Here is a 26974-nt window from a genome sequence, read left to right as displayed (position 1 = left end):
CATCCCCCGGAGGTCGATGGTCCCGCAAGCTCCCGTGATCCAGCCCCTCGGCGACGAGGCCGGGCTCGTCGCCCGCGCGCGGCGCTTCGCCCGGCGTCCGGCCCTGGCCTCCCTGCTCGACCAGGCCGTCGTCAGCGGCTTCGGCTTCGTCAGCGGCATCGTCACCGCACGCCTGGTCGGCATCGAGGAATTCGGGCTCTTCGTCCTGATCCTGATCGTCACCGCCTTCGCGCAGGGGCTGCACAACGCCCTGGTCACCGCCCCGATGATGACGCTCGCGGCGCAGGGGCGCCGGTCGGCCCCGACCTACGACGCCACCGTCCTGGCCGCGGCCCTCCTGGCCGCCCTCGCCGCCGCCGCCGGGGTGGCCCTCGCCCTCGTGGGCATCTTCGCCCTGCGCCACCACGCCGTGGAGTGGGGCGTGGTCCTCGCCGGTGCCGGGCTCGCGCTGGCGCAGAACCTCCAGCTCACCGTCCGCCGGACGCTGTTCGCCCGGGGGCGCGGCCTCGTCGCCGTGGCGATGGACACCGCCCGCGCCGTCGCCTTCCCCCTGGTGCTCGGGGCGGCCTGGGGAGCGGGCCTGCCCCTCGACGCCGCCCTCGCCACCGCGGCCCTGGCGGGGACCGCCCTCGTCACCGCCGCCCCCCTCGCCTACGCCATCTGGCGCGCGCCCCGGCGCGCCCTGCGCCTCGGGCCGGTGGCGCGCCGGCACTGGGGCATCGGCCGCTGGATGTTCCCCCTGGTCTTCGTCACCTTCGGGCAGGAGCAGATGGCCTGGATCCTCGCCGGGATCATGCTCGGCGACGAGGCGATCGGCGGCCTGCGCGCGGCGCAGTACCTCGTGGGCTTCGTCATCATTTTGCTCACCGCCACGGAGAACATCCTGCCCACGGCGGCGGCGCGGGCCTACGAGACCGGCGGCGAGGGAGCCCTGCGCGCCTATCTCGAGAAGGCGACGCTGACCCTCGGCCCGGTCGTCGCCCTGTTCCTCCTCGCCATCGCGCTTCCGGCGGGGACCTGGCTCACCCTCGTCTTCGGACCGGCCTTCGCGGACTACGCCGCCAGTGTGCGGATCCTGGCGCTGGCGGTCGCCTGCATCTTCCTGCGCGATATGGTGACCCAGTATTTCCGGGCGATCCAGGAGACCGGCCCGGTCTTCCGCGCCTTCGTCGTCAGCCTGGTCGTCTCTCTGGCGATCATGGTGCCGCTCATCGCCTATGACGGCATCACCGGCGCGGCCCTCGTCATCACGATCGGGCACGCGGTGTCGGCGACCCACCTGATCCTGACCCTGCGCCGACGCTCGGCCCGGGGCGGCTGAGCCCCTGGCCGGACCCGTCGGAGACCCGCATCCGTCGGCGTCAGGCCGCCAGGGTCTTCATCCAGGAGAACAGGGGCGGCTGGGCCTCGCGGCCCATGCCGGACAAGGCTTCGCCCAGGCCCGTCTCCCGCGGCAGGACGCCGAAGCGCCGGCTGAAGGCGCGGCTGAACGCGCTCTGGCTGGAGAACCCGGTGGCGTAGGCCACGGACGAGACGCGCGGCGTCCCGCCGGGGGCGGTGAGCAGGCGCATGGCGCGCAACAGGCGCCGCTCGCGGATGTAGGCGGCGACCCCGCCCTCGGCCTCGAACAGGCGGTAGAGCTTCGAGCGGGAGAGGCCGAACCGGGCGAGGATCGCCTGGGCATCCAGGGCCTCCGAGCCCAGTTCCGCCTCGATGAAGCGCCGGATCGCGATGCCGGTGAGCTGGTCCGCGGCACGGGCGGCGCCCTCCTCCGGCTGGAAGCAGGCGCTGCACAGGTGCGCGGCCGAACGGGCGAGGTGGTGGGCCTCGTGGGCGCTCAAACCCCCGGCACAGGCGGCGAGCCCGGATAGGAAGGTGTGGAACAGCCGGCGCACCGGCGTGCCGCCGTAATCGAGGGACTGGCCGTGCAGGCCCTCGATCGTCGCGCCGTGCTCGGCCAGGAGCGCGCGGGGCAGCATGATGTTGGTGGCGCAGACGGCCTCCGCCTCGGTCACCACCGGCTGGGCCATGTCGAAGACGACCAGCTGCCACGGCTTCACCGCGGCGGCCCGGCGCCCATTCGCCACCCTGCTCTGCCCGACCGTGTAGAACTGCAGGAGGATGTGGTCGATGCCCTGCTGCGCGATCATGCGGGCGTTGCGCTCCAGGCGCTGGACCGGCGCCGAGACGCTGCCGAGCAGCACGGACCCGAAATGGTAGGTCGTCAGTCCGAAGCCCGCCGACAGGTCGGCATCGCGGGCGACCGTCACCGCGTAGATCGACGCCAGATGCTCCTCCCAGGCGCGCGCCCACCGGTCCGGATCGTCGGGAAAGCGGAACCGGTCGCACGGGATCGCGGCGGCCTGATCGTCGGACGCGGGATTTTCGGATGCGGGATCTCCCGGAGCGGAATTCTCGGACATCGCATCTCGTTCGAGGGTCGGCGCCGCGTCGAGGGCCGTCGTGGACTGGGGACGCCCGCCGGACTCGCCCAGCCCCGGCCTGTGTTGTGTCCGTACTTTCAAAGGGCAGGCTTAGACAAGCACAAGTTCGTCGAGAGGCCTGGCTCGTCGCGTCGCCATTGGAGGAGATGGCATCTTTGCTAGGATTCGCCGGCCGGCCGGGCCCTCCGTGTCGAGGTCGATGCCGGGCAAGCGAGCCGGGGCCGGTCGTCCACAAGCTTTTCCCCGCCTGTGTCTTCTGCGACCGAGAGTCGTCGAGACCGTTCGGCCGGCATTTACGATATTGTCGAAGTCCGGTCGCGTTTCGGGAGCAATTCACATCGATGAAACGCTTCACACCGGAAGTGTCGTCAGCGTCGGACCCGCAGGCCACCAGGGAGGAACACGCGTGCTGAACCTGTTTCTCGTCCTGGCGATCCCCGCCTGGTTCACGATGCTCTATCCCGTGGTCCGGCGCAGGCTCGCGGCGGCGGTTCGCCCGCTCGATGCCCGGCTCGTGCTGCCGATGGTGCTGGTCTGCACCTTCGCGTTCATGCCCCTGGTCTTCACGGTGCCGCGGGAAGACGGAAACGCGGTGCTGGAGGAAGGACTGAGCGCCTCCAACATCATCACCCTGGTGCTCACCGGACTGACCGGCCTCTACCTGTTCGGAAAGATCGCCCTCGACCGGCGGGTAGCGCTGCTGCCCTTCGCGATGCCCTACCTGCCCTTCACCCTGATGATCGGCGTGAACACACTGAGCGCCGCCTGGTCGATCGTGCCGCCCTACACCCTCTATCGCAGCGCCGAACTGTTCATCTTCTATCACGCCTCGATCGTGATCTTCGACCGGACCGACATCGAGCGGCGCTTTGCCGACCTCCTGGCGATCATCACCGTGGCCTGGCTCGTCGCCGTGCTGCCGATCATCCTGGACAGCCTGGCGCACGGCATCGTGTTCTCGGCCGCCAAGAACAACATGATGCCCTTCGTCTGCGCGATGCTGGGCTTCCTGGTGATCTTCCGGCCGCCCGAGCGCCGGCGCCGGACCTACCTCGCCCTCGCCCTCGCGGGCTTCGTCATCGCGGGCTCGGCGGCCAGCACCGGCGCCCTCGTCGCGGTGGGCCCGGCCCTGCTGATGTCCTCGCGCCACGCCGTCCTGCGCCGCCTCGGCATCGCGGGCGCCCTCCTGGCCATCGTGGGCTTCGTCCTGCTGATGCTCGACCTCGCGGCCTTCCCGGCGCTCCTCGACCTCCTGGCTACGATCCTCCAAAAGCCCGCCATCGAGCTCGCCAACGGCACCGGGCGCTCGACCTTCTGGCCGACCTTCATCGCGGCGACCCAGGACCGGCTGGCCGGATCGGGCTTCTCGGCGGGCGACCGCTTCATCCAGCTCCTGATCCCCACCACCGCCCTGGCCGAGACCCTGGGGCGGGAGGACGTCTTCATCACCAGCTCGCACAACATGTTCCTCAGCGCCTGGGCCGGCACCGGGCTGATCGGCCTCGGCTTCGCCCTCGTGGTCCTGCTCACCACCCTGTCCTGGGGCATGAAGCTCGACCTCGGCGGGCGCCGCTTCGTGGCCGCCTCCGTGCTGATGCTGGTGCTCAACGGCATGACGACGCCGGGGATCTTCCAGGACTGGAACGTCAACGTCCTGGCGCTCGCGGGCCTGCTCGCCTTCATCCGCGTCCAGCTGCCGCCGGACGGGCGCGTGCCGGCCTATCCCCGCGCCCCGGCGCCCGCGCCGGTTGCGCGCCCGCCCGCCCCCGAGGCCGGCCTCCCGAGCACGTGGCGCATTTCATGAAACGCGCCCTCCACCCGGCGGCCTTCGGCGCGCGACGTGCCGAAATCAGCCGGATCGACCGACCGGGCCGGGACTCGGCGGACCGCGGTGTCCCAGGGCGGGACACGGGCGGCCCCGGGCCCCAGCCCTCGCCGATTGCGTAACGGAAAGCGTCCATGGCTGTCATCGAACGCGCCCCCCCGGCGATCCTGCAGCACCTCGGTGCCGGCACCGAGCCGTCGCGCGAGTCGCTGCCCTGGTTCCTGGACATGGGCGAGGTCGGCCGCATCCTGCGCCGGCGCTGGCCGACCGTGATCCTGCCGATCCTCGTCCTCCTGGGCCTGGCGGCGGGCTACCTCGCCCTGCCCGCCCAGTACGCCGCGACGGTCCAGCTTCTCATCGACCCGCGCGGCCTCGCCGTGCTGAAGGACGAGGCCAACCCGCAGGGCCAGGCCAACGAATCCACCCTGCTCCTCGTGGACAGCCAGCTCCGGGTGCTGCAGTCGGACGACGTCCTGCGCAAGGTCGTGGCCACGCAGCACCTCGCCACCGACCCGGACTTCGTGGAGCCCGGCGCCCTCGACCGCTTCCGCGCCTGGATCGGGCAGTTGCTCGGGCGCCCCGCCGAGCCCGAGGCCGACCCCGCCCTGACCGCCCTGCGGGCCCTGCGCGACCGGATGTCGGCCCGGCGCCTGGAGCGCAGCTTCGCGGTCGACGTCTCGGTCTCGTCCAACGACCGCGAGAAATCCGCCCGCCTCGCCCAGAGCATCGCCGAGACCTACCTCGCCACCGAGATCGGCACCCGCTCCGAGGCGATCCGCCGGGCGCGGGAGGGGCTGAACAGCCGCCTCGGCGAATTGCGCGACGGCGTCCAGCAGGCCGAGACCGCGGCCCAGGCCTTCCGCACGAAGAACAACCTCGTGGGCACGCGCACCCAGCTCGTCAGCGAGCAGCAGCTCGGCCAGCTCAGCGACCAGCTCGGCGCCGCCCGCGCCAAGGCCGCCGAGCAGCAGGCGAAGCTGCGCCAGATCGAGGGCGCCGCCGGCGGCGACCCGGCCAAGCTCGACTCGATCCAGGAGGTGCTGCAGTCCCAGACCATCGGGCAGCTGCGGAGCCAGCTCGCCCAGGCCGAGCGCCAGCGCGCCGACGCGGCCCTCAGCCTCGGCGAGCGTCACCCGGCGATGAACGCCTCCGACGTGCAGGTGCGCAGCGCCCGCAACCAGATCGACGCCGAGGTGAAGCGCATCGGCGCCGCCATCCGCAACGAGTACCGCGCCAGCCTCGCCAACGTCACCGAGCTCTCGCAGGCCCTGGAGAAGCGCAAGGCCGAGGCCCTGAAGGTCGGCGACAGCTTCGTGAAGCTGCGCGAGCTGGAGCGCCAGGTCGAGGCCCGGCGCGGGGTCTACGAGGCCTTCCTGGTGCGCACCCGCGAATTGCAGGAGCAGCAGCAGCTCGACACCTCCACCTCGCGCATCATCTCGCCGGCCCTGCCGCCGACCCGGCGCCAGGGGCCGCCCGCCGCCCTCGTCCTCGCGGCCGCCCTCGTGGCGGGACTCGGCCTCGGGATCGGCGGCAGCCTGATGGCCGAGCAGTTCAGCGGGCGCATCCGGTCGCGCACCCGCCTGGAGGCGCGGACCCAGCGCCTCGTCCTCGGGCTCCTGCCGACCCTGCCGCGCGGGGCCCGCAACGGGACGGACCGCCTGGGCAGCGGGCCCTACGAGGTCGCCATCACCCGCCTGCGCAACCGCCTGCGGCGCGACCTGCCGGCCAAGCGCCCGCACGTGATCGTGGTCACCTCCGCCGACGACGTCGCCGGCCGCTCGATGCTCGCCCTCGACTACGCCGCCTCGGCCGCCCAGGAGAACGAGCGCGTGCTCCTGGTCGACGCCTCCGCCGACGGAACCGTGACCCGCGAGGTCGGGCTGCCGCCCCGGCGGGGCGGGGCCCCGGTTCCGGGCCGATCCGACCTCTCCGACGTGCTGGTGCGCCACCGCTCGGGCCTCGCCCTGATCCCGCAGGACGGCCAGACCGCGCGCAGCGACCTGCGCCACTACGTCGACAGCATCCTGGGCACCCAGGACGCCTACGACCTCGTGGTGATCAATGTGGGCCTGATCGGGGCCGACGCCATCGCAGAGCGCCTGGCGGCCGATCCCCGGGTCACGGCGGTGCTCGTCACCGTCCGGCACGGACAGAGCCGCTATTCCACCCTCGACCGGGCGCTCGCGGCCATCGGCCCGCGCCCCTTCGTGGGCCTCGTGCTCACCGGGGCCGAGGCGCTCGACTGAGGCGCCGGAACGCCCCCGTCAGGCGGGGGTGTCGGCGCCGAGGTGCCGGTCGAAATAGCCGATCGTGTGCATCAGCCCCTCGCGCAGCGACACGGTCGGCTCCCAGTCGAGGAGCGCCTTGGCCTGGGCGATGTCGGGCCGGCGCTGGCGCGGATCGTCGGCGGGCAGCGGGCGGGCGACGATGCGCGAGCGCGAGCCCGTCAGCGCGATCACCAGCTCGGCGAGCGCGCGGATCGAGAACTCGCCCGGATTGCCGAGGTTGATCGGGCCCGTCACGGCAGGGCCGGTCGCCATCAGGCGCAGGACGCCGTCGATGAGGTCGTCGACGTAGCAGAAGGCCCGGGTCTGCGAGCCGTCGCCGTAGAGCGTGATGTCCTCGTTGCGCAGGGCCTGGACCACGAGGTTCGACACCACCCGCCCGTCGTTCGGGTGCATGCGCGGGCCGTAGGTGTTGAAGATCCGCGCCACCTTGATCGAGAGCTTGTGCTGTCGGTGGTAGTCGAAGAACAGCGTCTCGGCGCAGCGCTTGCCCTCGTCGTAGCAGGAGCGATGCCCGATCGGGTTGACCCGGCCCCAGTATGCCTCCGGCTGCGGATGCACCTCGGGGTCGCCGTAGACCTCGCTGGTCGAGGCCTGGAAGATCTTGATCTTCAGGCGCTTGGCCAGCCCCAGCATGTTGATCGCCCCGATGACGCTGGTCTTGGCCGTCTGCACCGGATCGAACTGGTAGTGCACTGGCGAGGCGGGACAGGCGAGATTGTAGATCTCGTCCACCTCGACGTAGAGCGGAAAGGTCACGTCGTGGCGCATGAACTCGAAGCGGGGATTGTCGAGCAGCGACGCGATGTTGCGGCGGGACCCGGTGAAGAGGTTGTCGACGCAGAGCACCTCGTGGCCCTGCTCCAGCAGGCGCTCGCAGAGGTGGGAGCCCAGGAAGCCCGCCCCGCCGGTGACCAGCACCGTCTTCGTCTCGCCGTATCGCATGCCGGATCCGAACCGCCTCGCATTGCAGGGTGATGCCGTCGTGGTCGCCGGGGTTCGGCGCGCGCGACCCGAAGGCGCAGCGGGGCCGCGATCATGGGGCGTCCGCCACCGTATCGACCCGCGCGACCGATGTCTCCGCGGCGAACGCGGCCGCGCAGGCCCCGATGCGTCCCGGCCGGAGACCGACCGGGGGCCGCCCGCGGTTCGGGGCTATCGTTCCGCCGGGGACGGAGGAGAGGGGGCGAGCCGCGCGTCGCGGTCCAGCCGCGCGAGATCCGCCTGCCGCACCACCGCGCCCGCCGCGTCGAGCACCGTGCCGAAGCGCGCCGCGCCCTGTGCGGGGGCGTCGGCGGGCAGGCGCAGGCCGTCCGGGCCGCGATTGCCGGACCGGACCTGCTCGTCGGCCCGGGCGCCGTCGCCGAACCGGAACGGGTCGCTGTCCAGGAAGACGTTCCCGGTCAGGCTGTTGCGCGCCGCCGCCGGATCGTCCTGGAGGATCGTGGCCAGGCCGGGATAGCGGGCGCGCCAGAGCTTGGAGCCCACCGGCATCGCCGCGAAGGCCGCCCGCAGCTCCGATTGCGGGTCGGCGATCGCGTCCCGGGCCCAGGTCCGGCCGCGGGCATCGACGTGGATGGCCGGGCTCGAGTCCACGAACAGGTTGTCGACGACGCGGTTGTCGCGGCCGCCGCCGAGGAAGACGGGCTGGTCGACGCGGACGAACAGGTTGTCCCGCACGGTGACGCCGCTCGCCATGTCGTCGAGATAGACGCCCTTGATCTCGAAGCCCGGAGAAGCGCGGATGTCGTGCAGGTAGTTGTGCTCGATCACCGTGCCGCGGGCCGTCCAGTCCCGGCCGGAATAGATCGCGCCGCTGTCCGTCGAGGCGGACAGGACCCGGGCGATCTCGTTCCAGGCGACCCGGTGGTCGTTGCCGCGCAAGTGGATGGCGTACTCGTCGGTGTCGTGGATGTAGTTGCCCTCCACCACCTGGCCCACGCCGTCGAGGGTGATCGCCGGGCTCTGGGTCCGCGCCACCTGGGCGTAGTCGCGGATCCGGCAATCCCGCACGAAGAGCCCGGCCGGGGTCAGGCTGGCCCGGTCCCCGCCCGACAGGCGCAGGGCGCCGATGCCCGTTTCCGCCACGTTGCTGCGCTCGAGGCCGCTGGCGGTCGCGCGCGCGATCGACAGGGCCCGGCCGGGGGTCCGGCGCAGATTCACGCCGGACAGGACGACGTCGGTCGCGTCCGCGACCCGGACGAGGTCGCCGCGCGCCTGTTCGAGGGTCAGCCCTTCGAGACGCAGGTGCGACGCGCCCTCCACCGCCAGCAGGGTGTCGGTCACCGCCACCTCCGGCGCGGCGGCGGGATCGCGCGGCCAGACCAGGAGGACGCCCCAGCCCACGTCCCGCCACCATTCGCCGGGCGCATCGAGTTCGGCGAGCGCGTGGACGATGCGGTAGCGGGCGCCCCGGGCGATGCCCTCATAGGGCCGATCCCCGAGGGTCAGGCGCTTGGCCGCTCCATCGAGGCCGACCACCGGAAAGGCCTCGAGCAGCCAGTCCCAGTGCCAGTAGCCCTCGGCCCACAGGTCGGGCTCGCCGCGCCAGCCGGCCGCTCGGCCGTCCGAGGTGGTGAAGCCGGCCGCGTCGTCGGAGGCGGCCGCCACCTTCGCCCAGCCGGCATTCGGCCAGCGCGCCGGCCAGAGCGCCCCGGCCCCGTCGAAGACGGCGAGGTTCACCCGGGCGTCGCGCTGCGCGAGGGTGCGGGGTTCCTGGATACGGGATTCGAGGCCGGCCGCCGCCGGCAGCCGATAGGCGCGGACCTGGGCCCGGGCGGATGGGGGCAGGCGCGCGAGGAGATCGGCGGGAATGCCGCCGGGGGCGGGCTGCAGGGGAATGGAGCCGACGAGGCGGCTGGTGCCGTCCGGGCTGCCGCGCACCACCAGGGGGGCAGCGGCCGTGCCGCCATCCTCGGGACCGAACCGGACGGGCTCGGCGAGGCGGTGCAGGCCTGGTGCGAAGGCGATCTCGACTGCGCGACGCGGATCGGATCGGCGCCAAGCCTTCTGCCAAGTGCGGCGCAGGGCCAGGGCTTCCGGCAGGGTGGCGACGACGGCGTGATCGACGGCGCGCTTCGGAGCGGCTGCGCCGGACTGGGGATCGACCGTGATGACGACGGGCTCGGCCGCGTGGGCCACGCCCGGGATCGCGGAGAGGAGGATAGCCGCGAGGCCGGCCCGGAGACGGGACGCGACGGCGTTCCGTCGCTTGCCCGCGTTCCGACGGGTCCACGTGCGCTTGGCCGAAGTCCGGTTGCCTCGCTCCAAGCGGCGCCCCTTGATTCACCGGCACCCCGACGACGGGCTGTCGGTCAGGGCGCCTCGGTGATCTTAGGCGGTCGGGTAGGAGAACACACCCACCGACTTGTGGAACTGCACGGTCTCGCGCACCCGGTGGCGGCGGGCCTTGTCGAGCAGGCGGCTGTCCAGGCGGTCGCCGCCGATATCGGCGAACTGCTGGTCGGTCAGATCGGCGATCTGGCGCGCCGAGGCGTTCTCCTTCCAGGAGGAACGGATGTGGTTGAGGATCGCGTGTACCATGGGAGTCTGGGTCCGAAACGGTTCGTGCCACGGGATCTGTCGCCCCGTCGCCATGGCCCTGATGTAGGCGTCGCCGCAGCGCAGCACGAGGGCTGAGGCGGCCGGTCTGCTATGCAGGGTGGACATGAAACGGGCAGGGATTGCCTAAGCCCTGGGCAAACCGATCCTAAATCCCTCTTGACGCTGGGTTTCTTCGGCCTGACGCCCAACGCCCCCTGCCCAAGGCTCCGGCAAAGCCAGCACCGCCCGTGTGCGGTGCAGCACGGATGTCCCGGAACCGGACACCGTCTGCCGGCGAGCCCCCCTACTCGGCGGCCGCTTCGTAGGGCTGCGCGGCCAAGCCGTCGGCGAGGAAGCCGCCGGACTGGCGCTGCCACAGGCGCGCATAGAGTCCCCCACCGGCGATCAGCTCGGCATGGGTGCCCTCCTCGATGACCCGTCCGGCATCGAGGACGATGAGGCGGTCGAGGGCCGCGATGGTCGAGAGACGGTGCGCGATGGCCAGCACCGTCTTGCCCTCCATCAGGGTGTCCAGACTCTCCTGGATCGCCGCCTCCACCTGGCTGTCGAGGGCCGAGGTCGCCTCGTCGAGGATCAGGATCGGCGCATCCTTGAGGATCACCCGCGCGATGGCGATGCGCTGGCGCTGGCCGCCCGAGAGCTTCACGCCGCGCTCGCCCACCTGGGCGTCGTAGCCGGTGCGGCCCTTGTGGTCGACGAGATCGCGGATGAACGTGTCGGCCTGGGCCAGCCGCGCGGCGCGCTCGACCTCGGCCTGGGTGGCGTCGGGGCGGCCATACGCGATGTTGTCCCGGATGGAGCGGTGCAGCAGCGAGGTGTCCTGGGTCACCATGGCGACGGCGCTGCGCAGGGACCCCTGGGTCACGCCGGCGATGTCCTGGCCGTCCACCAGGATACGCCCGCTTTCGAGGTCGTGCAGGCGCAGCAGGAGGGCGGTGATCGTGGTCTTGCCGGCGCCGCTGACGCCGACGAGGCCGACCTTCTCGCCCGGCCGGATGTGCAGGTTCAGGCCCTCGATGATCGCGGCGTCGTCGCGGCCGTAATGGAAGCTGACGTTCTCGAAGCGGATGTCGCCGCCCGTCACCGCCAGGGTCCCGGCATCGGGCCGGTCGGTGATGGCGTGCGGACGGGCGATCGTCTGCATGCTCTCCTGGATGACGCCGACATTCTCGAAGATGCCCCGCACGGTCTGCATCACCCAGCCCGACATCGCCATCAGGCGCAGGACCAGGGCGAGCCCGGCCGAGGCCTCGCCGGTGGTCATGCCGCCGCGCTGCCACAGGATCACGCAGACGCCGGCGGTGGCGAGGATCAGCAGGCTGTTGAGGAGGCCGAGCAGGGTCGTGGTGCTGCTCACCAGGCGGAACTGGTGCAGGTAGGCCTTGGTGTGGACGTCGACGGCGTCGCGCACCGCCGCACGCTCCTCGCGGTCGCGGGCGAAGAGCTTCACCGTCAGGATGTTGGTGTAGCTGTCGACGATGCGCCCGATCAGGGCCGAGCGGGTGTCGGCGGTGAGCAGCGAGCGGGACCGGGCCCGGGGCACGAACCAGCGGGTCAGGGCGGCGTAGGCCGCGATCCAGAGCACCACCGGCAGGGCGAGCCACAGGGAGATCGAGCCGAACAGGCCGACCGCCGTGACCGCGTAGATCGCGACGTAGAGCAGCGTGTCGATGAAGACGACGGCGAGCTCGCGTACCGCCGGGCCCACCTGCACCACCCGGTTGGCGAGGCGCCCGGCGAAATCCGCCTGGAAGTACGAAAGCGAGTGACCGAGGGTGTAGAGGTGCGTGCGCCAGCGGATCTGGTTCGTCGCCTGCGGCACGATGAGCTGGTTCGAGAGGATCTCGTGCAGCCAGATCGTGATGGGGCGCACCACCAGCAGGAGGCCGGCCGCCAGTATCAGGCCGGTGCCGTGCTCCTGCCACAGGGTGGCGCGGTCGGCCTTGTTCAGGAGGTCGATGAACCAGCCCATGAGCAGGTAGAGGGAGGCCTCCACCGACCCGGCCAGCACCGCCACCACGAACAGGATCGCCAGGGCGCCGCGGATCGGCCGGAGGTAGAAGCCCGCGAAGCCGAGGACGGATTTCGGCGGCATGCGGCCGTCGTCGAACGGCGCGAAGGTGTCGATCCGGCGCTCGAGCCAATCGAGAAACATGAGACCATCCGGTTGCTGCAGCGCACGCTTAACTATGCCGCCTTGACCGCCTGCCAACCGGGGGGTGATGCCGCACGGACCCGCCCGCCCCCATCCTGAGACGCCGCCAATGCTCCGCCTCGCCCTCTACCAGCCCGACATCCCGCAGAACACCGGCACCCTCCTGCGTCTCGCCGCCTGCCTCGGAGCCGCCGTCGAGATCATCGAGCCCGCCGGCTTCGACGTCTCCGACCGGCACCTGCGCCGCGCGGGCCTCGACTACCTCGACCGCGTCGCCGTCACCCGCCACCGCTCCTGGGACGCGTTCTCGGAGTGGCGCCGGGCGGAGACCATCCGCCTCGTCCTCGCCACCACGCAGGGCGCCCTGCCCTACACCGACTTCGCCTACCGGGACGGCGACTGCCTGCTGATGGGCCGGGAATCGGCCGGCGTACCCGAGGCCGTCCACGCCGCGGCGGATGCCCGGGTGGTGGTGCCGATCCGGGCCGACCTGCGCTCCCTCAACGTCGCGGTCTGCGCCGCGATGATCCTGGGCGAGGCCCTGCGCCAGACCGACGGCTTCCCACAGTCGAATTGAACGCTGTGCAATCGCGCACTTGAACAGTGTTCAAACCATGCGACAACCGGGGGGTGGACCGCAACCACCGACCCGGAGCCCGACGATGCTCAGACTGTTTCGCACCCTCGCCCGCGGCGCCGCCGCCCGCGCCGAAGAAGACCTGTTCGACCGCAACGCTCTCCTCATCCTCGACCAGCAGATCCGCGAGACCCGCGCCGCCCTGGAGCGCAGCCGCCAGGCGCTGGCGGCTTCGGTGGCCGGCGACCGGGCCGAGGAGCGCCGCCTCGCCGAGGTCGAGGCCCGCGCCACCGACCTCGAGACCCGCGCCATGGCGGCACTCCAGTCCGGGCGCGATGACCTGGCGTCGGAGGCCGCCGAGGCGATCGCCGAACTGGAGGCCGAGCGCGACGCCATCCGCGCCGCCCGCGGCCGCTTCGCCGCCGAACTCGTCCGCATCCGCGCGGCGGTCGCCGACGCCACCCGGCGCCAGGCGGACCTCGAACGGGGCCGGCGCCTCGCCGCCGCGGCCGAGACGGCACGCCGCCTGCGGGTGAGCCCGGCACCGCAGGACCGGGCCACCCTCAGGGAAGCCGAGGCGACGCTGGCGCGCCTGCGCAGTCTCCAGGCCGAGGCCGACGACACCGAGGAGGCCCTGCGCGAGGCCGAGCCCGGCGCCGACCTCGCCGAGCGGATGGCGCGCGCCGGCTTCGGCCCGAGCTCCCGCCCGGCCCCGTCCGCGATCCTCGACCGCCTGCGCGCCCGGGCCGAGGCGCCCCGCCAGCCGGCCGCCTGATTGCCGCGCTGCGGCTGCGCAAGCGGGCCCCTCCCCCCTCTGCGGGGGAGGGTGCCTGCGGAGCAGGCGGGAGAGGGGACGACCTCTCCGAACAGCGCGCTCCCCTCTCGCGGGACTTCGTCCCGGCCCGATCCGCTTCACGGGCCACCCTCTCCCGCAAGGGGGAGAGGGAATGCGCGGCGAGCTTCATCGCCAGGCCCACCTTCCGAAATCACCCCAACCCGAGGAGAATCCCCATGACCAACGAGACCACGCAGCATTCCGGCGCCTGGGTCGCCTTCACCTACGCCTCGTTCCTCGGCTCCGCCGCGATGGTGGGCCTCGGTATCCTGTTCATGCCCATCGACATCTGGATCAAGGGCTACCTCGCCATGGGCACGATCATGCTCGTGCAGTCCTGCATCACCGCCACCAAGACCATCCGCGATGTCCACGAGGGCCGGCGCATGGTCAACCGGATCGAGGACGCCAAGACCGAGCGGCTGCTGATGTCCGTCAAGGATTGAGCGCCGCACCCCGACCGCCGCCCGGCGAATTGACGGCCGGGCGGCGGGATGGGACATCCCCCGGCATGACCATGCCCGAATCCTCCGTCCCCCCGCTGCCCGAGGCCGAGCGCGACGCCGTGAAGGCCGAGGCGACGGCCTGGTTCACCACCCTGCGCGACCGGATCGTCGCCGCTTTCGAAACCCTCGAGGCGGAGGCGACCGGGCCGTTCCATCCTGACGCCCCGGCCGAGCCCGGCACCTTCGTGAAGACGCCTTGGCAGCGCACCGACCACACCGGCGCGCCCGGCGGTGGCGGCACCATGGCGATGATCAAGGGCCGGGTCTTCGAGAAGGCGGGCGTCCACGTCTCAGCCGTGCACGGCGAGTTCGCCCCGGAGTTCCGCGCCCAGATGCCGGGGGCGGCCGAGGACCCGCGCTTCTTCGCCACCGGGATCTCGCTGATCGCGCATCCCTGGAACCCGAACGTGCCGACCGTGCACATGAACACCCGCTTGGTGGTGACCACGAAGACGTGGTTCGGCGGCGGCGCCGACCTGACCCCCGTGCTCGACCGGCGCCGCACCCAGGACGACCCGGATTCCCTGACCTTCCACGCGGCCATGCGGGAGGCCTGCGACGCCCACGCGCCCGCCGCCGACTACGCCCGCTACAAGACCTGGTGCGAGGAGTACTTCCACCTCAAGCACCGCAACGAGCCGCGCGGCATCGGCGGAATCTTCTACGACTATCACTGGACCGGCGACCCCAAGGCCGATCTCGCTTTCACCCGCGACGTGGGCGGGGCCTTCCTCAAGGCCTACCCGGCCATCGTGCGCGCCAACCTGGCCACGCCCTGGACCGAGGGGGACCGGCTGGAGCAGCAGGTCCGGCGCGGACGCTACGTGGAATTCAACCTGCTCTACGACCGCGGCACGATCTTCGGCCTGAAGACCGGCGGCAACGTCGCCTCGATCCTGTCGTCGCTGCCCCCCACGGTGCGCTGGCCGTGAGCGCTCCGGCCGCCCCTCCGGCGGACATCACCGAGACCAACCGGGCGGTGGCGCGCATGCTGGCGGCGGCCCTGGGCGGCGTGCCCTCCGTCGCCCGGCACGCCGACGAGACGGGTCGCAGCCACGTCGACATCCTGACCTGCCGCGACGCCCCGCGCCCCGGCCTCACCGCCTGCGCCACGGTGACCCTGGCCAACCACCCGCTCTACCAGGACGGCGTCGAATTCCCCGGGCGCTGCGAGATCCTGGGTGTGAGCACCGACCCGGACGTGGCGCGGATGGTGGCGGCCTGCGCCTTCCAGGTCATCGACGGGCGCTGGTTCCTGGCCCCCGGCATCGTCTTTCCCGGCCTGCTCACGGGCCTCTCGGCGAGCCTCGCGCACGTCCTGTTCGTGCCGCCGGCCCTGTTCGAGGCCCGCCTGGAGACAGCGGCCACCGCAGACGCGGCGCTGGCCTTCCTCCAGGCGGTGCCGATCTCGGAGGCCGAGTACGCCTTCGCGCAGGAATCCGGGGGCGATGCCCTGGAGGACCTGTTCGCCGCGCGCGGTACCGACCTCTTCGACCTGCAGCGGCCCTCGGTGCTCTGATGGCCGATGCCCCCCTGCCGACCCGCTTCGCCCCGCAGCAGGACGCGGCCCTGAAGGCGATTTCCGACTGGCGCAAGTCCGGCGGCCAGCAGGTCTTCCGCCTCTTCGGCTACGCCGGCACCGGCAAGACCACCCTCGCCCGGCGCATCGCCGACGACGTCGAGGGCACGGTGGTGTTCGGCGCCTTCACGGGCAAGGCCGCCTCGGTGATGCGCCAGAAGGGCTGCCACGACGCCGCGACGATCCACAGCCTGATCTACCGCACCAAGGAGACCGAGGACGGCGGCCCGGCCTTCACCCTGAACCGCACCGGGCCGGTCTCGAAGGCCGAGCTCATCGTCATCGACGAGTGCTCGATGGTCGATTCGGATCTGGGCAACGACCTCCTCTCCTTCGACCGGCCGGTGCTGGTGCTCGGCGACCCGGCGCAGCTGCCGCCGGTGCGCGGGGGCGGCTTCTTCACCGAGGCCGAGCCCGACGTGATGCTCACCGACGTCCACCGGCAGGCGGCCGACGACCCCATCGTCCGCATGGCGATGACGGTACGCGAGGGCGGGCGCCTCACCCTCGGCGACTACGGCGAGAGCCGCATCGTCTCGCGCCGGTCCATCGACCCGGCCGTGGTGCTGCAGGCCGACCAGGTGCTGGTGGGCATGAACAAGACCCGGCGGCTCTACAACAACCGCCTGCGGGAGCTCGCCGGCCACACCGACCCGATGCCGGCGGTGGGCGAGAAGCTCGTCTGCCTGCGCAACGACCGGACCAAGGGCCTCCTCAACGGCTCCACCTGGACGGTGCATGCGCAGCGTTCGTCACCGCGCTCCGACACGGTGCGCCTCGACGTCGTGCCCGAGGACGACCCGGCCCTGCGCCGCCGCCCGGTGGACATCAAGGTCCTCAAGGCCGTGATGTCGGGCTCCGAGGAGGAGATCCCGGCCTTCCTGAAGCGCGAGACCGACGAGTTCACCTACGGCTACGCCCTCACGGTCCACAAGGCGCAGGGCTCGCAATGGGACGACGTCGTGCTGTTCGACGAGTCCTTCGCCTTCCGCGAGCACCGGGCGCGCTGGCTCTATACCGGCCTGACCCGGGCGGCGAAGCGGATCACCGTCGTGGTCTAGGGGGGCTTGCGTGGCCCCCGGCGGCTTGCGCGTTGCCGGCCCCTCGGGGACAACGAAGGCGTGCGCGGGGGGGAGAGATTCGCATGGCCTTGACCGGACGATGCCGCTGCGGCGCCATCCAATACGTGGCCGCGGGCGAGCCGAGCCACAGCGCCCTGTGCCACTGCACCGATTGCCGGCGGTCCGCGGGCGCCCCCGCGGTGGGGTTCGCGCTGTTCCCGGACGAGCGGATCACGATCACCGGCACCCCGACCGCCTACGAATCCTCGCCCGGCGTGCTCCGCGAATTCTGCGGGACCTGCGGCACCAACCTGTTCTACCGCAACGCGGCGGTCTTCCCGGGCCAGGTCGACCTCCACACCGCGACCCTGGACGATCCCGACGCCCTGCCCCCGTCGATCCGCATCCAGGTCGCAGACGCGCCCGAATGGTTCGGCCGGTTCGACGCGCTGCCGGCCTTTCCGCGCTATCCCGGATAGGCCGAGACCCCGGCGGCGCTTGGAGCGAACCCCGCGAGCACCTACGTGAGCGGTTCTCCCACCCGAACCGGAGCCTGTCTTGTCCCATTCCGAAGCGAGCGGTCCGCCGCAGATGCACGCCACCACGATCCTCATGGTCCGCAAGGGCGGCCGGGTGGTGATCGGCGGCGACGGGCAGGTCAGCCTCGGCCAAACCATCGTCAAGGGCAATGCCCGCAAGGTCCGGCGCCTGGCCAAGGGCACGGTGATCGGCGGCTTCGCGGGAGCCACCGCCGACGCCTTCACGCTGTTCGAACGGCTGGAGGCCAAGCTCGAACAGTATCCGGGGCAGCTGACCCGGGCCTGCGTCGAGCTGACCAAGGACTGGCGCACCGACCGCTACCTGCGCCGCCTGGAGGCGATGATGCTGGTGGCCGACAAGGAGGTCAGCCTGCTGCTCTCGGGCGCGGGCGACGTGCTGGAGCCGGAAAGCGGCGTGATGGCGATCGGCTCGGGCGGGAACTACGCCCTGTCAGCTGCCCGCGCCCTCGAAGACAGCAGTCATGACGCAGAAGAGATCGTTCGCCGGGCCATGCGGATCGCCGCCGAGATCTGCGTCTACACGAATGACAGCCTCGTGATCGAGACCTTGGAAACGTCTGAAAGCTGACCGAGCTCAGATCCGTTAACCGAAGTTTTCGAGACACTGCTTACGAGCTTGAATGAAAGCTCGTGACGGGATCTCGGACATGACGATCAAGGCGAAGATACTGATGTTCGTCCTGGCCTGCGGGGCGATCGCCCTGGTGGTCGCGGGCGTCGGGATCGGCACCCTTTCGGCCTTCAACGCCGCGCTGGTCGAGTCCCGGCAGGCGGCCCGCCGGGCCCTCGACGCGGCCAACGTCAACCGGCTCGTGAGCAACGTCGTCCTCGAATCCCGCGGCGTCTACGCCGCCAAGGACACGGCCGACGCGCAGAAATACGCCGACCGGATGCGCCAGAACCTGACGGCGATGAACGACCTCCTCACCGCCCTGGGCCGGCGGGTGCCCGACGCGGAGCGCGCGCAGTTCGAGCGGGTCGTGCAGGGGGCCGCCACCTTCACCAGCCTGCGCCAGGAGATCGCCCGTGCGGGAACCGCGGTCGCCCCGAAGGCGGCGGCGGATCTCGGCTTCAACGAGGCCAACCGCGCCAACCGCCAGGCCTTCCAGGATTCCATCGACGCCCTGGTGGCCGGCGGCCAGGCCCAGGTCACCGCCATCGATGCCGCGACCGACGCCCTCTACGACAGCCGCCTGACCCTGCTGATCGCCCTGGCGGCCGGCGGCACCCTGGCGAGCCTCGTGCTCGGCATCCTGATCGGGCACCGGCAGATCGCCGCGCCCCTCGCCCGGGTCGCCGCGGCGATCCGGCGTCTGTCGGAGGGCCAGCTCGACCTGCCGGCCGTCAAGCCGGGGCGCGACGAGATCGGCGCCATCTGGGCCAGCATGCAGGTCTTCGCCCGCTCCATGCGGGAGGCCGAGACCCTGCGGGCGACGCAGGACGAGGCCGCCGGGCTCGCCTCGACCCGCCGCCGCACCGATCGGACAGAGCTAGCCGACCGCTTCCAGGGCAGCGTGGGCGCCCTCGTGGGCGACCTCTCCGATGCCGCCGCCGCCATGGAGGAGACCGCCCGCTCGATGTCGGCCCAGGCCGAGCGCACCAACCGGCAATCGGCCGCGGTGATGCGCGCCGCCCAGGAGACGGCGCAGAACGTCCAGGCCGTGGCCGCCGCCACGGAGGAACTTGCCGCCACCGCCAACGAGATCGGGCAGCAGGTCGGCCAGACCTCGGCGGCGGCCGCCAACGCCGTCGAGAGCAGCCGCCAGACCAACGCCCGCGTCGAGGCCCTCGCCGAGGGCGCCGCCCGCATCGGCGACGTCGTCGCCCTGATCTCGAACATCGCCGGCCAGACCAACCTGCTGGCGCTCAACGCCACGATCGAGGCGGCGCGGGCCGGCGAGGCGGGCCGGGGCTTCGCCGTGGTCGCCACCGAGGTGAAGACCCTCGCGGCCCAGACCGCCAAGGCCACCGACGAGATCACGGCGCAGATCGGCATGATCCAGGCCGCCACCCGCGAGACCGTCGAGGCGATCCGCGAGATCGGCACGACCATCGGCAGCGTGCACAGCATCGCCCTCGGCGTCGCGGCGGCGGTGGAGGAGCAGCAGGTCGCCACGCAGGAGATCGCCCGCAGCGTCAGCGACGCCGCCCGCGGCACCCATGACGTCACCGAGACGATGGCCGAGGTCCAGGGCGCGGCGGTGGAGGTGGGCGCCGGGGCGGCGCAGGTTCTCGCCTCGGCGGCGGAGCTCGCCCGCCGCTCCAGCGCCCTCGACGGCGAGGTCACGCACTTCGTGGGGTCGATCCGCGCCGCCTGAGACACGGGACCGTCTGGAAAGGGCGGGGCGGCGCGCTTAAGTCGGGGACGTGCGTCGCCCAGCCCCCTGTCCCGCCCGACGCGGCATCGCCCTCGCCCTGTGCGGGGCGACCCACCGCGAGGTTACGTCGTGATCACCGCCGACCACCTCCGCCGCGCCGTGGCCGAGGGCATCATCACCGAGATCCAGGCCGCCTCCCTCGATCGCCTGGCGCGGGCGAACCCGGGGCCGGACACCGGCCTCGACGCGCCGCGCGACGACGAGCGCCTGCGCTTCGTCTCGGGCTTCGCCGACATCTTCGTCACCCTCGGGCTGTTCCTGTTCCTCGGCGCCTGCGCGCATTTCGGCCTGTCGGCCCTCGGCCCGGCGCCCGGCTACGCTCTGATCGCCGCCCTCGCCTGGGGGCTCGCCGAATTCTTCACCCGCCGGCGCCGCATGGCCCTGCCCAGCATCGTTCTGCTGGTCCTCTTCGCCCTCGCGGTGCAGTCGTCGGCGGCCTTCGGACTCGCCGGCGCGGGGACGACAGGGGCGAGCTGGCCGACCCTGTTCGACCTGATGGCGACCGACCGCCTGGGCCCAGGCCCGCTGATCGGCAGCGGGCTGGCGACCCTCGGGCTGGTGACCCTGCATTACCGACGCTTCGCCGTGCCGATCACCGTGGCGGCGGGCGCGGCTGCCCTCTGCGCCGTGCTGCTCGGCCTCCTGCTCGTCGTGGCGCCGGACCTGACCCTGGCGGCGCGCAACGCCCTGTTCATCGCCGCCGGCCTCGGCGTCTTCGCCCTGGCGATGCGCTTCGACCTGTCCGACCCGGCCCGCGTCACCCGGCGCACCGACATCGCCTTCTGGCTGCATCTCCTGGCCGCCCCCCTGATCGTGCATCCGATCCTCGGCACCCTGACGGCCGGCGGCGGACAGGCCGCGACCCTCGGCGTGCTGGCGATCGTGCTCGGCCTCGCGGGCATCGCGCTCGCGGTGGACCGGCGCGCGTTGCTGGTCTCGGGCCTCGTCTATGCCGGGATCGCCCTCGGGTCCCTGGTCCGAGAGGCCGGGTTCGCCGGCAGCACGATCCCGCTGAGCCTCCTCACCCTCGGGGCCTTCATCCTGGCGCTCAGCGCCGGGTGGCACCCGTTGCGCGCCGCCCTGCTGCGCGCCCTCCCCCGCCCCCTGGCAGCCCGGCTGCCGCATCCGATCGGAGCGTGATGACCACCTTCTCCCCCCGCGAGATCGTCTCGGAACTCGACCGCTTCATCGTCGGGCAGGCCGACGCCAAGCGCGCGGTCGCCATCGCGCTGCGCAACCGCTGGCGCCGGCAGCAGCTCACCGGCCCCTTGCGCGAGGAGGTCGCGCCGAAGAACATCCTCATGATCGGGCCGACGGGCTGCGGGAAGACGGAGATCGCCCGCCGCCTCGCACGCCTCGCCGGAGCGCCGTTCCTCAAGATCGAGGCCACCAAGTTCACCGAGGTCGGCTATGTCGGCCGCGACGTGGAGCAGATCGTGCGCGACCTCGTGGAGGTCGGCATCGGCCTCAAGCGCGAGGAGAAGCGCCGCTCGGTGAAGGCCAAGGCCGAGGCGGCGGCGGAAGCCCGCATCCTCGACGCCCTGGTGGGCCCGACCGCGGGCCAGGCCACCCGCGACAGCTTCCGCAAGAAGCTGCGGGCGGGCGAGCTCGACGACAAGGAGGTCGAACTCGAGCTCTCCGGCGGGGCGCCGGGCGGCCTGCCGATGTTCGATATCCCCGGCATGCCGGGCGCGTCCATGGGTGCGGTCAATCTTGGCGACATGCTGGGCAAGGCCCTCGGCGGCCAGAAGGGCAAGCCGCGCCGGATGACGGTGACGGACGCCTACGCCCCCCTGCTGGCGGAGGAATCCGACAAGCTGGTCGACGCCGAATCCCTGACGCAGGAGGCGATCCGCGAGGTCGAGGACAACGGCATCGTCTTCCTCGACGAGATCGACAAGATCTGCGCCCGCGAGGGCCGCTCCTCGGCCGACGTCTCGCGCGAGGGCGTGCAGCGCGACCTGCTGCCCCTGATCGAGGGCACCACCGTGGCGACGAAGCACGGGCCGGTGAAGACCGACCACATCCTGTTCATCGCCAGCGGCGCCTTCCACGTCTCGAAGCCCTCCGACCTGCTGCCGGAGCTGCAGGGCCGCCTGCCGATCCGCGTCGAGCTGCAGCCGCTCACCGTCGAGGATTTCCGCCAGATCCTGACCTCGACGGAGGCGAGCCTGCTGAAGCAGACCGTGGCGCTGATGCAGACCGAGGGCGTCACCCTCGAATTCAGCGAGGACGCGGTGGACGCCCTGGCCCGCGTAGCCGTGGACGTGAACAACTCGGTGGAGAACATCGGCGCCCGCCGGCTCCAGACCGTGCTGGAGCGCGTCATCGACGAGATCTCCTTCACGGCCACCGACCGGTCGGGCGAGACCGTGCCGATCGACGCCGCCTACGTCCGGTCGCGGGTGGAGAGCCTGGCGGCGAACGCGGATCTGAGCCGGTTCATTCTGTAGGTCGGGTCGCCGCCCGGACCGCAGACGCGGCCCGGCGACGCCGGAGGGTCCCGGACCTGCCCCGGGGTGCGTTGCGCCCGTGGACCGGGCCGGCTGGTGAGGCGCCCGTCACGGAATGGCCGGCGCCCGCCGTCTCCGCGAGGCGCCGTCACGGAGTGCCCAGCCGCGGTGGTGGCCCCGGACCGCGTCAGGCTTCCCAGACCTGGCCCGGCCGCATGGCGAGGAAGCGCTCCGGGGCGAGGCCCTGCGCGGCGCAGGCTTCCGCCAAGGCGTCCACCGGCTGCTCGATGCCCTCGTCGGTGAGCTGGAAGGTCCCCCAGTGGTGGCCGAGCATCTGGTCGGCCCCGAGGAGCAGCCCCGCCTCGACGGCCTCGCCCGGGTCCATGTGCTGGTCCTTCATGAACCAGCGCGGCTCGTAGGCCCCGATCGGCAGGGTGGCGAGGCGCGGCGGCCCGAAGCGGGCGCGGGCTTCCCGGAAGGTCGCCCCGTCGCGGAGGCCCGTGTCGCCCGAATGGTAGTGCACGCCCGCCGGGGTCGTGAGGACGAAGGAGCACCACAGGGCCATGCGCCGGTCGTTGAGGCCGCGGGCCGACCAGTGATGGGCGGGGGTGACGTGGAGGGTCAGGCCGCCGCCGAGATCCACCGACTCGCCCCAGTCGCGGGTCTCCACGTGCATGGTGTCGTCGTAGGCGCGCAGGATCGCCTCGTTGCCGAGCGGCGCCAGGACCAGCGGCTGATGCGCCTGCCAGATCCGTGCGACCGTCGCCCCGTCGAGATGGTCGTAGTGGTTGTGGGTGATCAGCACCGCGTCGATCGGGGGCAGGTCGGCGAAGGCGATCCCCGGCGGGTTCACCCGCTTGGGGCCGGCGAATGCCACCGGGCTCGCCCGGCGGGCATAGACGGGATCCACCAGGATGTTGCGGCCGGCGACCTGGAACAGGTAACTCGCATGCCCGATCAGGGTGACGCGCAGGCCCGAGACCCGCTCCGGCGGCACCTCGGCGGCGTAGGGGCTCGGGTGGAAGGCCGGCCAGGCCTGGCGCAGGGGGCTGTCGACCCCGCGCCGGGAGCGCCAGCGGGCGATGTCGCCGAGGGTCTTGTCCGGCGGCTGGTCCGGGCTGTGGAAGCGGACCCCGTCGAAATGGTCGCTGCGCGGCCCGCGATAGTAGGGATTGCGCCCGCGCTTGTGGGCGGCATAGCCGACCCCGCCGAGCGTCATCACCGTGGCGGCGCTCAACGCCTTGATCAGACTGTGCCGTTTCATGGATCCGAGATGGCGGCTGCGGCGCGCCGATCAAGCGCCGCGGCCACGCATCGCAGGTCGATGCGCGGGTGCCGGCCGATCACGAGCGCCAGCGCAGCTCCTGCGTGGCCAGGGGATTGGCGAAGGGCCGCCCCTCCCGGGCCGCCTGCAGGGCCTCGCGCTTGAGGCGGAAGTACCATTGCGACGGCAGGTCGCCCTGGCCGAACAGCACCATGGTCGGCTTGCGGTCGAGGCCGGCCTGGGCGTGCTGGAGCACCTGCTGGTCCTGGGTGAGGAACTGACGCATCAGCGGCCGCGCCACGGGCTTGAGCAGATTCAGCGCCGGCATGTTCCAGTAGAGGGCGTTGGTGAGCATCGTCCGGTTCTGGGTCAGGGGCGTGGCGAAGGTGTAGTTCGCCACCCGCTTCGCCCCGGCCTCGATCCGCTCCAGCCGCACGCCGGGAAGGCGGAACTCGATCTCCACCGCGGGCACGCCGCCCAGGAGCCGGTAGACCGGCGAGCTCGTCGTGGTGGCGTGGCTCGTCATGGTGAAGCCGTGCGGGGTCGGCGTGAAGGTCTTCACCTTCTCCCGCAGCTCCTTCGAAGGCCGGAACCACCAGGAATCGTGCACGAAGGCGACGTGGCCGGGATCGACGAGACTGAGCGTCGTCAGGTCGAAGGAGGCCTCGACCACGAGTTCGACCACCAGGGAGCCGGCCGCCGTGAAGCCGAGGTCCGGCAGCGCCGCCGGGGGCGAGCCGGTCTCCGGCCCGAGATACGGATTGACCCAGGCGAAGCCCGCGCTCTCGCGGATGGGAAAGCGCTGCACCGCGATGCGCGTGAAATCGGCCGTGTCCGAGGCCGAGAGGGTCGGCACGTCGCGACAGCGCCCGTCGGTGCCGAAGCGCCAGCCGTGGAACGGACAGGTCAGTTCGCCGCCGTCGAAGCGGCCCTTCGACAGGGCCATGCCGCGATGGGGACAGCGGTCGCGCAGGGCGAAGGGGGCGCCGGAGGCCTCGCGGCCCAGGACGATCTGCTCGCCGTTGAGCTCCACGGCGCGCAGGGCCCCCGCCTTCAGGGACTCGGACCGGCCGACGCAGTACCAGGCGTCGGGCAAGGGCTGGCGCATGGCGTCCGGGTCGAGCGCCGCCTCGTCGGGCGCCGGCATCCGCAGGGCTGTGGACATGGAGGGGAGCGGGTCCGTGGCCGGTGGGCGCGGACACGAGGTCGGTGCCGCGCCGCGCGAGGGGAAGGCCGGAACCTTTAGACCGCCGGCGGGGCCGAGGCCAGCCGCCCCCTGCGGCTTCGGGGACGCTCACCAAGGGAGCGGCGGATGGGCGCGGGCGCAGGCCTTTTCAAACCGAAAGGGGCTGACTAACTTCGGCTCATCCGCAACGAACGAAAGGAGGTGATCCAGTGTCTCATTGTCATCAGCCGCTCACCCCGGCCACCCGGACCTGGACCGTCGCCTCCGGCGCAGCCTTCTAGCGCTCGACGCGAACGTGAGAGTTCCGGCCGGACAAGAGCGGTTCGGCAATGGAAGGGCCGCCCCTCACGGGGCGGCCCTTCGCTGTTTAAGGGTGAGGGCGTCGGGGGCGCAGGCCTCAGAGGCCGTTGCGCTTCTGGAAGATGGGCTGCGCCAGCGCCTCGGCCCGGGCGGCCCAGAGGTCGCGCTCGCTGCGCATCTCTGAGAGCTGCGCGGCCTCGTCCGCGCTCCTGGCCCGGAGGTCGCGGACCTCCTTCTCGAGTTCGCCCTGGGACGCGCTGAGCCGGTCGCGCTCGCGGCGCGCCTCTTCGAACTCCTGCATCTCGGCTTCGACATGGGCGCGCAGGTTGCGCAGCTCGCGGGCGATGACGCCCTGGAGCGCGTCGTAGCGGTCGTTCTCGACCTTGAGCTTGGCCTTCAGCATGATGTTCTCGGCCATGAGGTCCGAGAGGTCGCCCTCGGCGGCCTCCGCCGGGGCGGGGGCCGGCGTCACGACCCGTGGCGTCCAGGTCTTGGTCGGCTCGGCGGCCCGGGCCTCGTCCGCTAGCGGGGCCGGAGCGACGGTCGGCTGCGGCTCGGCGCCCGCCGGATGGGTCGCGGCTTTCATCGCCGCCAGCCAATCGCGCAGCGGACCGGGCTGCGGACGGGTTGCCGTTTCGTACGGGGCGGGGTGACGGGCTGCTTCGGACATCGGCTGATCCTCGACTCTTGAGACGCATCCGATCAAAACATGCTTAACGAACCGTAAAGAGCCGCGACGTCAGGGTGTCGCCGGGGTCTCTCGAGGCCCCGCACGCAGACCTCGCCGTCGCGCGGGCCGTGCCCACGCAGTCCCTGTCCAGAAACGACGTCCTCCTCAAGGATCGCAGTGCCTATGACGCGCGAACATCCCGAAGCCCTCGAGTCCCCGCATCTCGCCGGCCTCCCGGGCATTCGGCACGCCTTCTTCACCCGGCGCGGCGGCGTCTCGGAGGGCATCTACGCCGCGCTCAACGGCGGCCTCGGCTCGAACGATGCGCCCGACCACGTAGGCGAGAACCGCCGCCGCATGAGCCGTCACCTGGACGTCCCGGCGGACGCACTCGTCAGCCTGTACCAGGTCCACTCGCCCGACGTGGTGGTGGTGGAGGGTCCGATCGCCCTGGCCGATCGCCCCAAGGCCGACGGGATGGTGACACGGGTCCCCGGCCTCGCCCTCGGGATCGCCACGGCCGATTGCGGGCCGATCCTGTTCGCCGATCCGGAGAACCGCGTCGTGGGGGCGGCGCATGCGGGCTGGAAGGGCGCCCTGGGCGGCGTGATCGACCGGACCCTCGCGGCGATGGAGGGCCTCGGCGCCGCGCGCGACCGCATCGTCGCGGTCCTCGGCCCGACGATCGCGCAGGCCTCCTACGAGGTCGGGCCCGACTTCATCGCACGATTCCGGGCGGACGCCCCCGGCTTCGAGCGCTTCCTCGGTCCCGGAGCACGGGAGGCTCATGCGCAGTTCGACCTGCCGGGCTTCATCCTGGCGCGCCTCGCGCAGGCTGGGGTCACCCGGGCGAGCGATCTCGGGTGCTGCACATACGCGGATCCCGACCGATTCTACAGCTACCGCCGGACCACCCATCGCGGCGAAGGGGATTATGGCCGCCTGATCTCCGCGATCGCGCTGTACCCGTAGGCTGCCCAGCCCCTGCGACACTTTGTCAAAGACGGGTGAGGAAAAAAGCGTGGCCGTACGCGAACCTTGGCCATTGATGCGCGTTCGGTGTTCACGGAGTGGGTGAGAATAAGACGAGTACCGCCACAAAGGGGCCGCGTTCGCTGCGGCTGGCGTGATCGTAACGCAACAGCTTCTCGCACGCTGCTGGCTTAAAGACGGGGAACTGCAGCGGACGCCACCCGTAAGAGTGGCGCCGGTGCGTAACGGTTAGAGGACCAGATCATGAAATCCTTCCTTCGCAGCGCCACCGCGCTCGCCGGCATCGCGATCGCCGGCTCCGCCTTCGCCGCCGACCTTCCGCGTCGTCAGGCTCCCCCG

The 26974-nt window shown here is 71.9% G+C and carries 23 protein-coding genes and 1 pseudogene; 16 read left to right on the top strand and 8 right to left on the bottom strand.

Annotated elements, in window-relative coordinates:
• Positions 1-16: 16 nt before the first annotated feature.
• Positions 17-1321 carry a lipopolysaccharide biosynthesis protein gene (locus ASF18_RS16135; protein ID WP_056353049.1) on the top strand — a complete coding sequence of 435 codons (1305 nt, stop codon included), beginning with the start codon at positions 17-19 and terminating at the stop codon, positions 1319-1321.
• A gap of 40 nt (positions 1322-1361) precedes the next feature.
• On the opposite strand, the gene ASF18_RS16130 is transcribed toward ASF18_RS16135, so the two are convergent.
• Complete coding sequence (locus ASF18_RS16130) at positions 1362-2423, bottom strand: helix-turn-helix domain-containing protein (RefSeq protein ID WP_056353047.1); 1062 nt, start codon at positions 2421-2423, stop codon at positions 1362-1364.
• A gap of 427 nt (positions 2424-2850) precedes the next feature.
• Here ASF18_RS16130 and ASF18_RS16125 point away from each other — a divergent pair, with 427 nt between their 5' ends.
• Positions 2851-4248 carry an O-antigen ligase family protein gene (locus ASF18_RS16125; protein ID WP_056270752.1) on the top strand — a complete coding sequence of 466 codons (1398 nt, stop codon included), beginning with the start codon at positions 2851-2853 and terminating at the stop codon, positions 4246-4248.
• Positions 4249-4403: 155 nt separating this feature from the next.
• Complete coding sequence (locus tag ASF18_RS16120; protein ID WP_056353044.1) at positions 4404-6515, top strand: exopolysaccharide transport family protein; 2112 nt, start codon at positions 4404-4406, stop codon at positions 6513-6515.
• 18 nt (positions 6516-6533) lie between these two features.
• Here the strand turns inward: ASF18_RS16120 and ASF18_RS16115 are convergent, their stop codons facing one another.
• The 4 genes from ASF18_RS16115 to ASF18_RS16100 form a co-directional block, all read right to left on the bottom strand.
• Complete coding sequence (locus ASF18_RS16115; RefSeq protein WP_056353042.1) at positions 6534-7499, bottom strand: UDP-glucuronic acid decarboxylase family protein; 966 nt, start codon at positions 7497-7499, stop codon at positions 6534-6536.
• Positions 7500-7709: 210 nt separating this feature from the next.
• A complete protein-coding gene (locus tag ASF18_RS16110; RefSeq protein ID WP_162239180.1) occupies positions 7710-9695 on the bottom strand; it encodes a right-handed parallel beta-helix repeat-containing protein in 1986 nt (661 codons plus the stop codon).
• A 192-nt stretch (positions 9696-9887) separates the two neighbouring features.
• Entirely contained in the window at positions 9888-10097 is a 210-nt protein-coding gene (locus ASF18_RS16105) for a hypothetical protein (protein ID WP_056212464.1), read from the bottom strand.
• Between the two features lie 304 nt (positions 10098-10401).
• Entirely contained in the window at positions 10402-12273 is a 1872-nt protein-coding gene (locus ASF18_RS16100) for an ABC transporter ATP-binding protein (protein ID WP_056353038.1), read from the bottom strand.
• A gap of 109 nt (positions 12274-12382) precedes the next feature.
• Here ASF18_RS16100 and ASF18_RS16095 point away from each other — a divergent pair, with 109 nt between their 5' ends.
• From ASF18_RS16095 to hslU, 11 genes are all read left to right on the top strand, one after another.
• On the top strand, positions 12383-12850 hold the full coding sequence (locus tag ASF18_RS16095) for a tRNA (cytidine(34)-2'-O)-methyltransferase (RefSeq protein ID WP_056353036.1): 468 nt from the start codon (positions 12383-12385) through the stop codon (positions 12848-12850).
• 85 nt (positions 12851-12935) lie between these two features.
• Positions 12936-13625, top strand: coding sequence for a PspA/IM30 family protein (locus tag ASF18_RS16090; RefSeq protein ID WP_056353034.1), 690 nt, complete (start codon positions 12936-12938; stop codon positions 13623-13625).
• Between the two features lie 236 nt (positions 13626-13861).
• Positions 13862-14131 carry a YiaA/YiaB family inner membrane protein gene (locus tag ASF18_RS16085; protein WP_055948388.1) on the top strand — a complete coding sequence of 90 codons (270 nt, stop codon included), beginning with the start codon at positions 13862-13864 and terminating at the stop codon, positions 14129-14131.
• A 71-nt stretch (positions 14132-14202) separates the two neighbouring features.
• Positions 14203-15123: an oxygen-dependent coproporphyrinogen oxidase gene (gene hemF, locus ASF18_RS16080; RefSeq protein ID WP_200917662.1), complete on the top strand. Its 921-nt coding sequence runs from the start codon at positions 14203-14205 to the stop codon at positions 15121-15123.
• Positions 15120-15710: a suppressor of fused domain protein gene (locus ASF18_RS16075; RefSeq protein WP_056353030.1), complete on the top strand. Its 591-nt coding sequence runs from the start codon at positions 15120-15122 to the stop codon at positions 15708-15710. Before hemF ends, ASF18_RS16075 begins: the two co-directional genes overlap by 4 nt.
• Positions 15710-16831, top strand: coding sequence for an AAA family ATPase (locus tag ASF18_RS16070; RefSeq protein WP_056270781.1), 1122 nt, complete (start codon positions 15710-15712; stop codon positions 16829-16831). Before ASF18_RS16075 ends, ASF18_RS16070 begins: the two co-directional genes overlap by 1 nt.
• Before the next feature lie 83 nt (positions 16832-16914).
• Positions 16915-17310 (top strand): GFA family protein, encoded by a 396-nt coding sequence (locus tag ASF18_RS16065; protein WP_056353029.1) that lies wholly within the window; start codon positions 16915-16917, stop codon positions 17308-17310.
• Between the two features lie 112 nt (positions 17311-17422).
• On the top strand, positions 17423-17959 hold the full coding sequence (gene hslV, locus ASF18_RS16060; protein WP_156389583.1) for an ATP-dependent protease subunit HslV: 537 nt from the start codon (positions 17423-17425) through the stop codon (positions 17957-17959).
• Between the two features lie 79 nt (positions 17960-18038).
• Complete coding sequence (locus tag ASF18_RS16055; RefSeq protein WP_056353026.1) at positions 18039-19709, top strand: methyl-accepting chemotaxis protein; 1671 nt, start codon at positions 18039-18041, stop codon at positions 19707-19709.
• Between the two features lie 129 nt (positions 19710-19838).
• Positions 19839-20909 (top strand): hypothetical protein, encoded by a 1071-nt coding sequence (locus ASF18_RS16050; RefSeq protein ID WP_244472732.1) that lies wholly within the window; start codon positions 19839-19841, stop codon positions 20907-20909.
• Positions 20909-22222: an ATP-dependent protease ATPase subunit HslU gene (hslU, locus tag ASF18_RS16045; protein ID WP_056212486.1), complete on the top strand. Its 1314-nt coding sequence runs from the start codon at positions 20909-20911 to the stop codon at positions 22220-22222. The genes ASF18_RS16050 and hslU overlap by 1 nt, the downstream gene beginning before the upstream one ends.
• A gap of 187 nt (positions 22223-22409) precedes the next feature.
• On the opposite strand, the gene ASF18_RS16040 is transcribed toward hslU, so the two are convergent.
• The 3 genes from ASF18_RS16040 to ASF18_RS16030 all read right to left on the bottom strand — a co-directional run bounded on the left by ASF18_RS16040 (position 22410) and on the right by ASF18_RS16030 (position 25642).
• Positions 22410-23486, bottom strand: coding sequence for an MBL fold metallo-hydrolase (locus ASF18_RS16040; protein WP_056353022.1), 1077 nt, complete (start codon positions 23484-23486; stop codon positions 22410-22412).
• Positions 23487-23565: 79 nt separating this feature from the next.
• Positions 23566-24651, bottom strand: coding sequence for an aromatic ring-hydroxylating dioxygenase subunit alpha (locus ASF18_RS16035; protein ID WP_056353020.1), 1086 nt, complete (start codon positions 24649-24651; stop codon positions 23566-23568).
• 418 nt (positions 24652-25069) lie between these two features.
• Entirely contained in the window at positions 25070-25642 is a 573-nt protein-coding gene (locus ASF18_RS16030; protein WP_082487640.1) for a hypothetical protein, read from the bottom strand.
• A gap of 183 nt (positions 25643-25825) precedes the next feature.
• Here ASF18_RS16030 and pgeF point away from each other — a divergent pair, with 183 nt between their 5' ends.
• Together pgeF and ASF18_RS24830 are read left to right on the top strand one after the other, a co-directional pair.
• Positions 25826-26614 (top strand): peptidoglycan editing factor PgeF, encoded by a 789-nt coding sequence (pgeF, locus tag ASF18_RS16025; protein ID WP_056353018.1) that lies wholly within the window; start codon positions 25826-25828, stop codon positions 26612-26614.
• A 264-nt stretch (positions 26615-26878) separates the two neighbouring features.
• Positions 26879-26974, top strand: a pseudogene (locus ASF18_RS24830) (porin family protein); the annotation flags it as partial.

It is taken from the genome of Methylobacterium sp. Leaf89, from assembly GCF_001422215.1.
In the GTDB taxonomy this organism is placed as follows: domain Bacteria; phylum Pseudomonadota; class Alphaproteobacteria; order Rhizobiales; family Beijerinckiaceae; genus Methylobacterium.
This window is presented reverse-complemented; position numbering and strand designations above follow the sequence as displayed.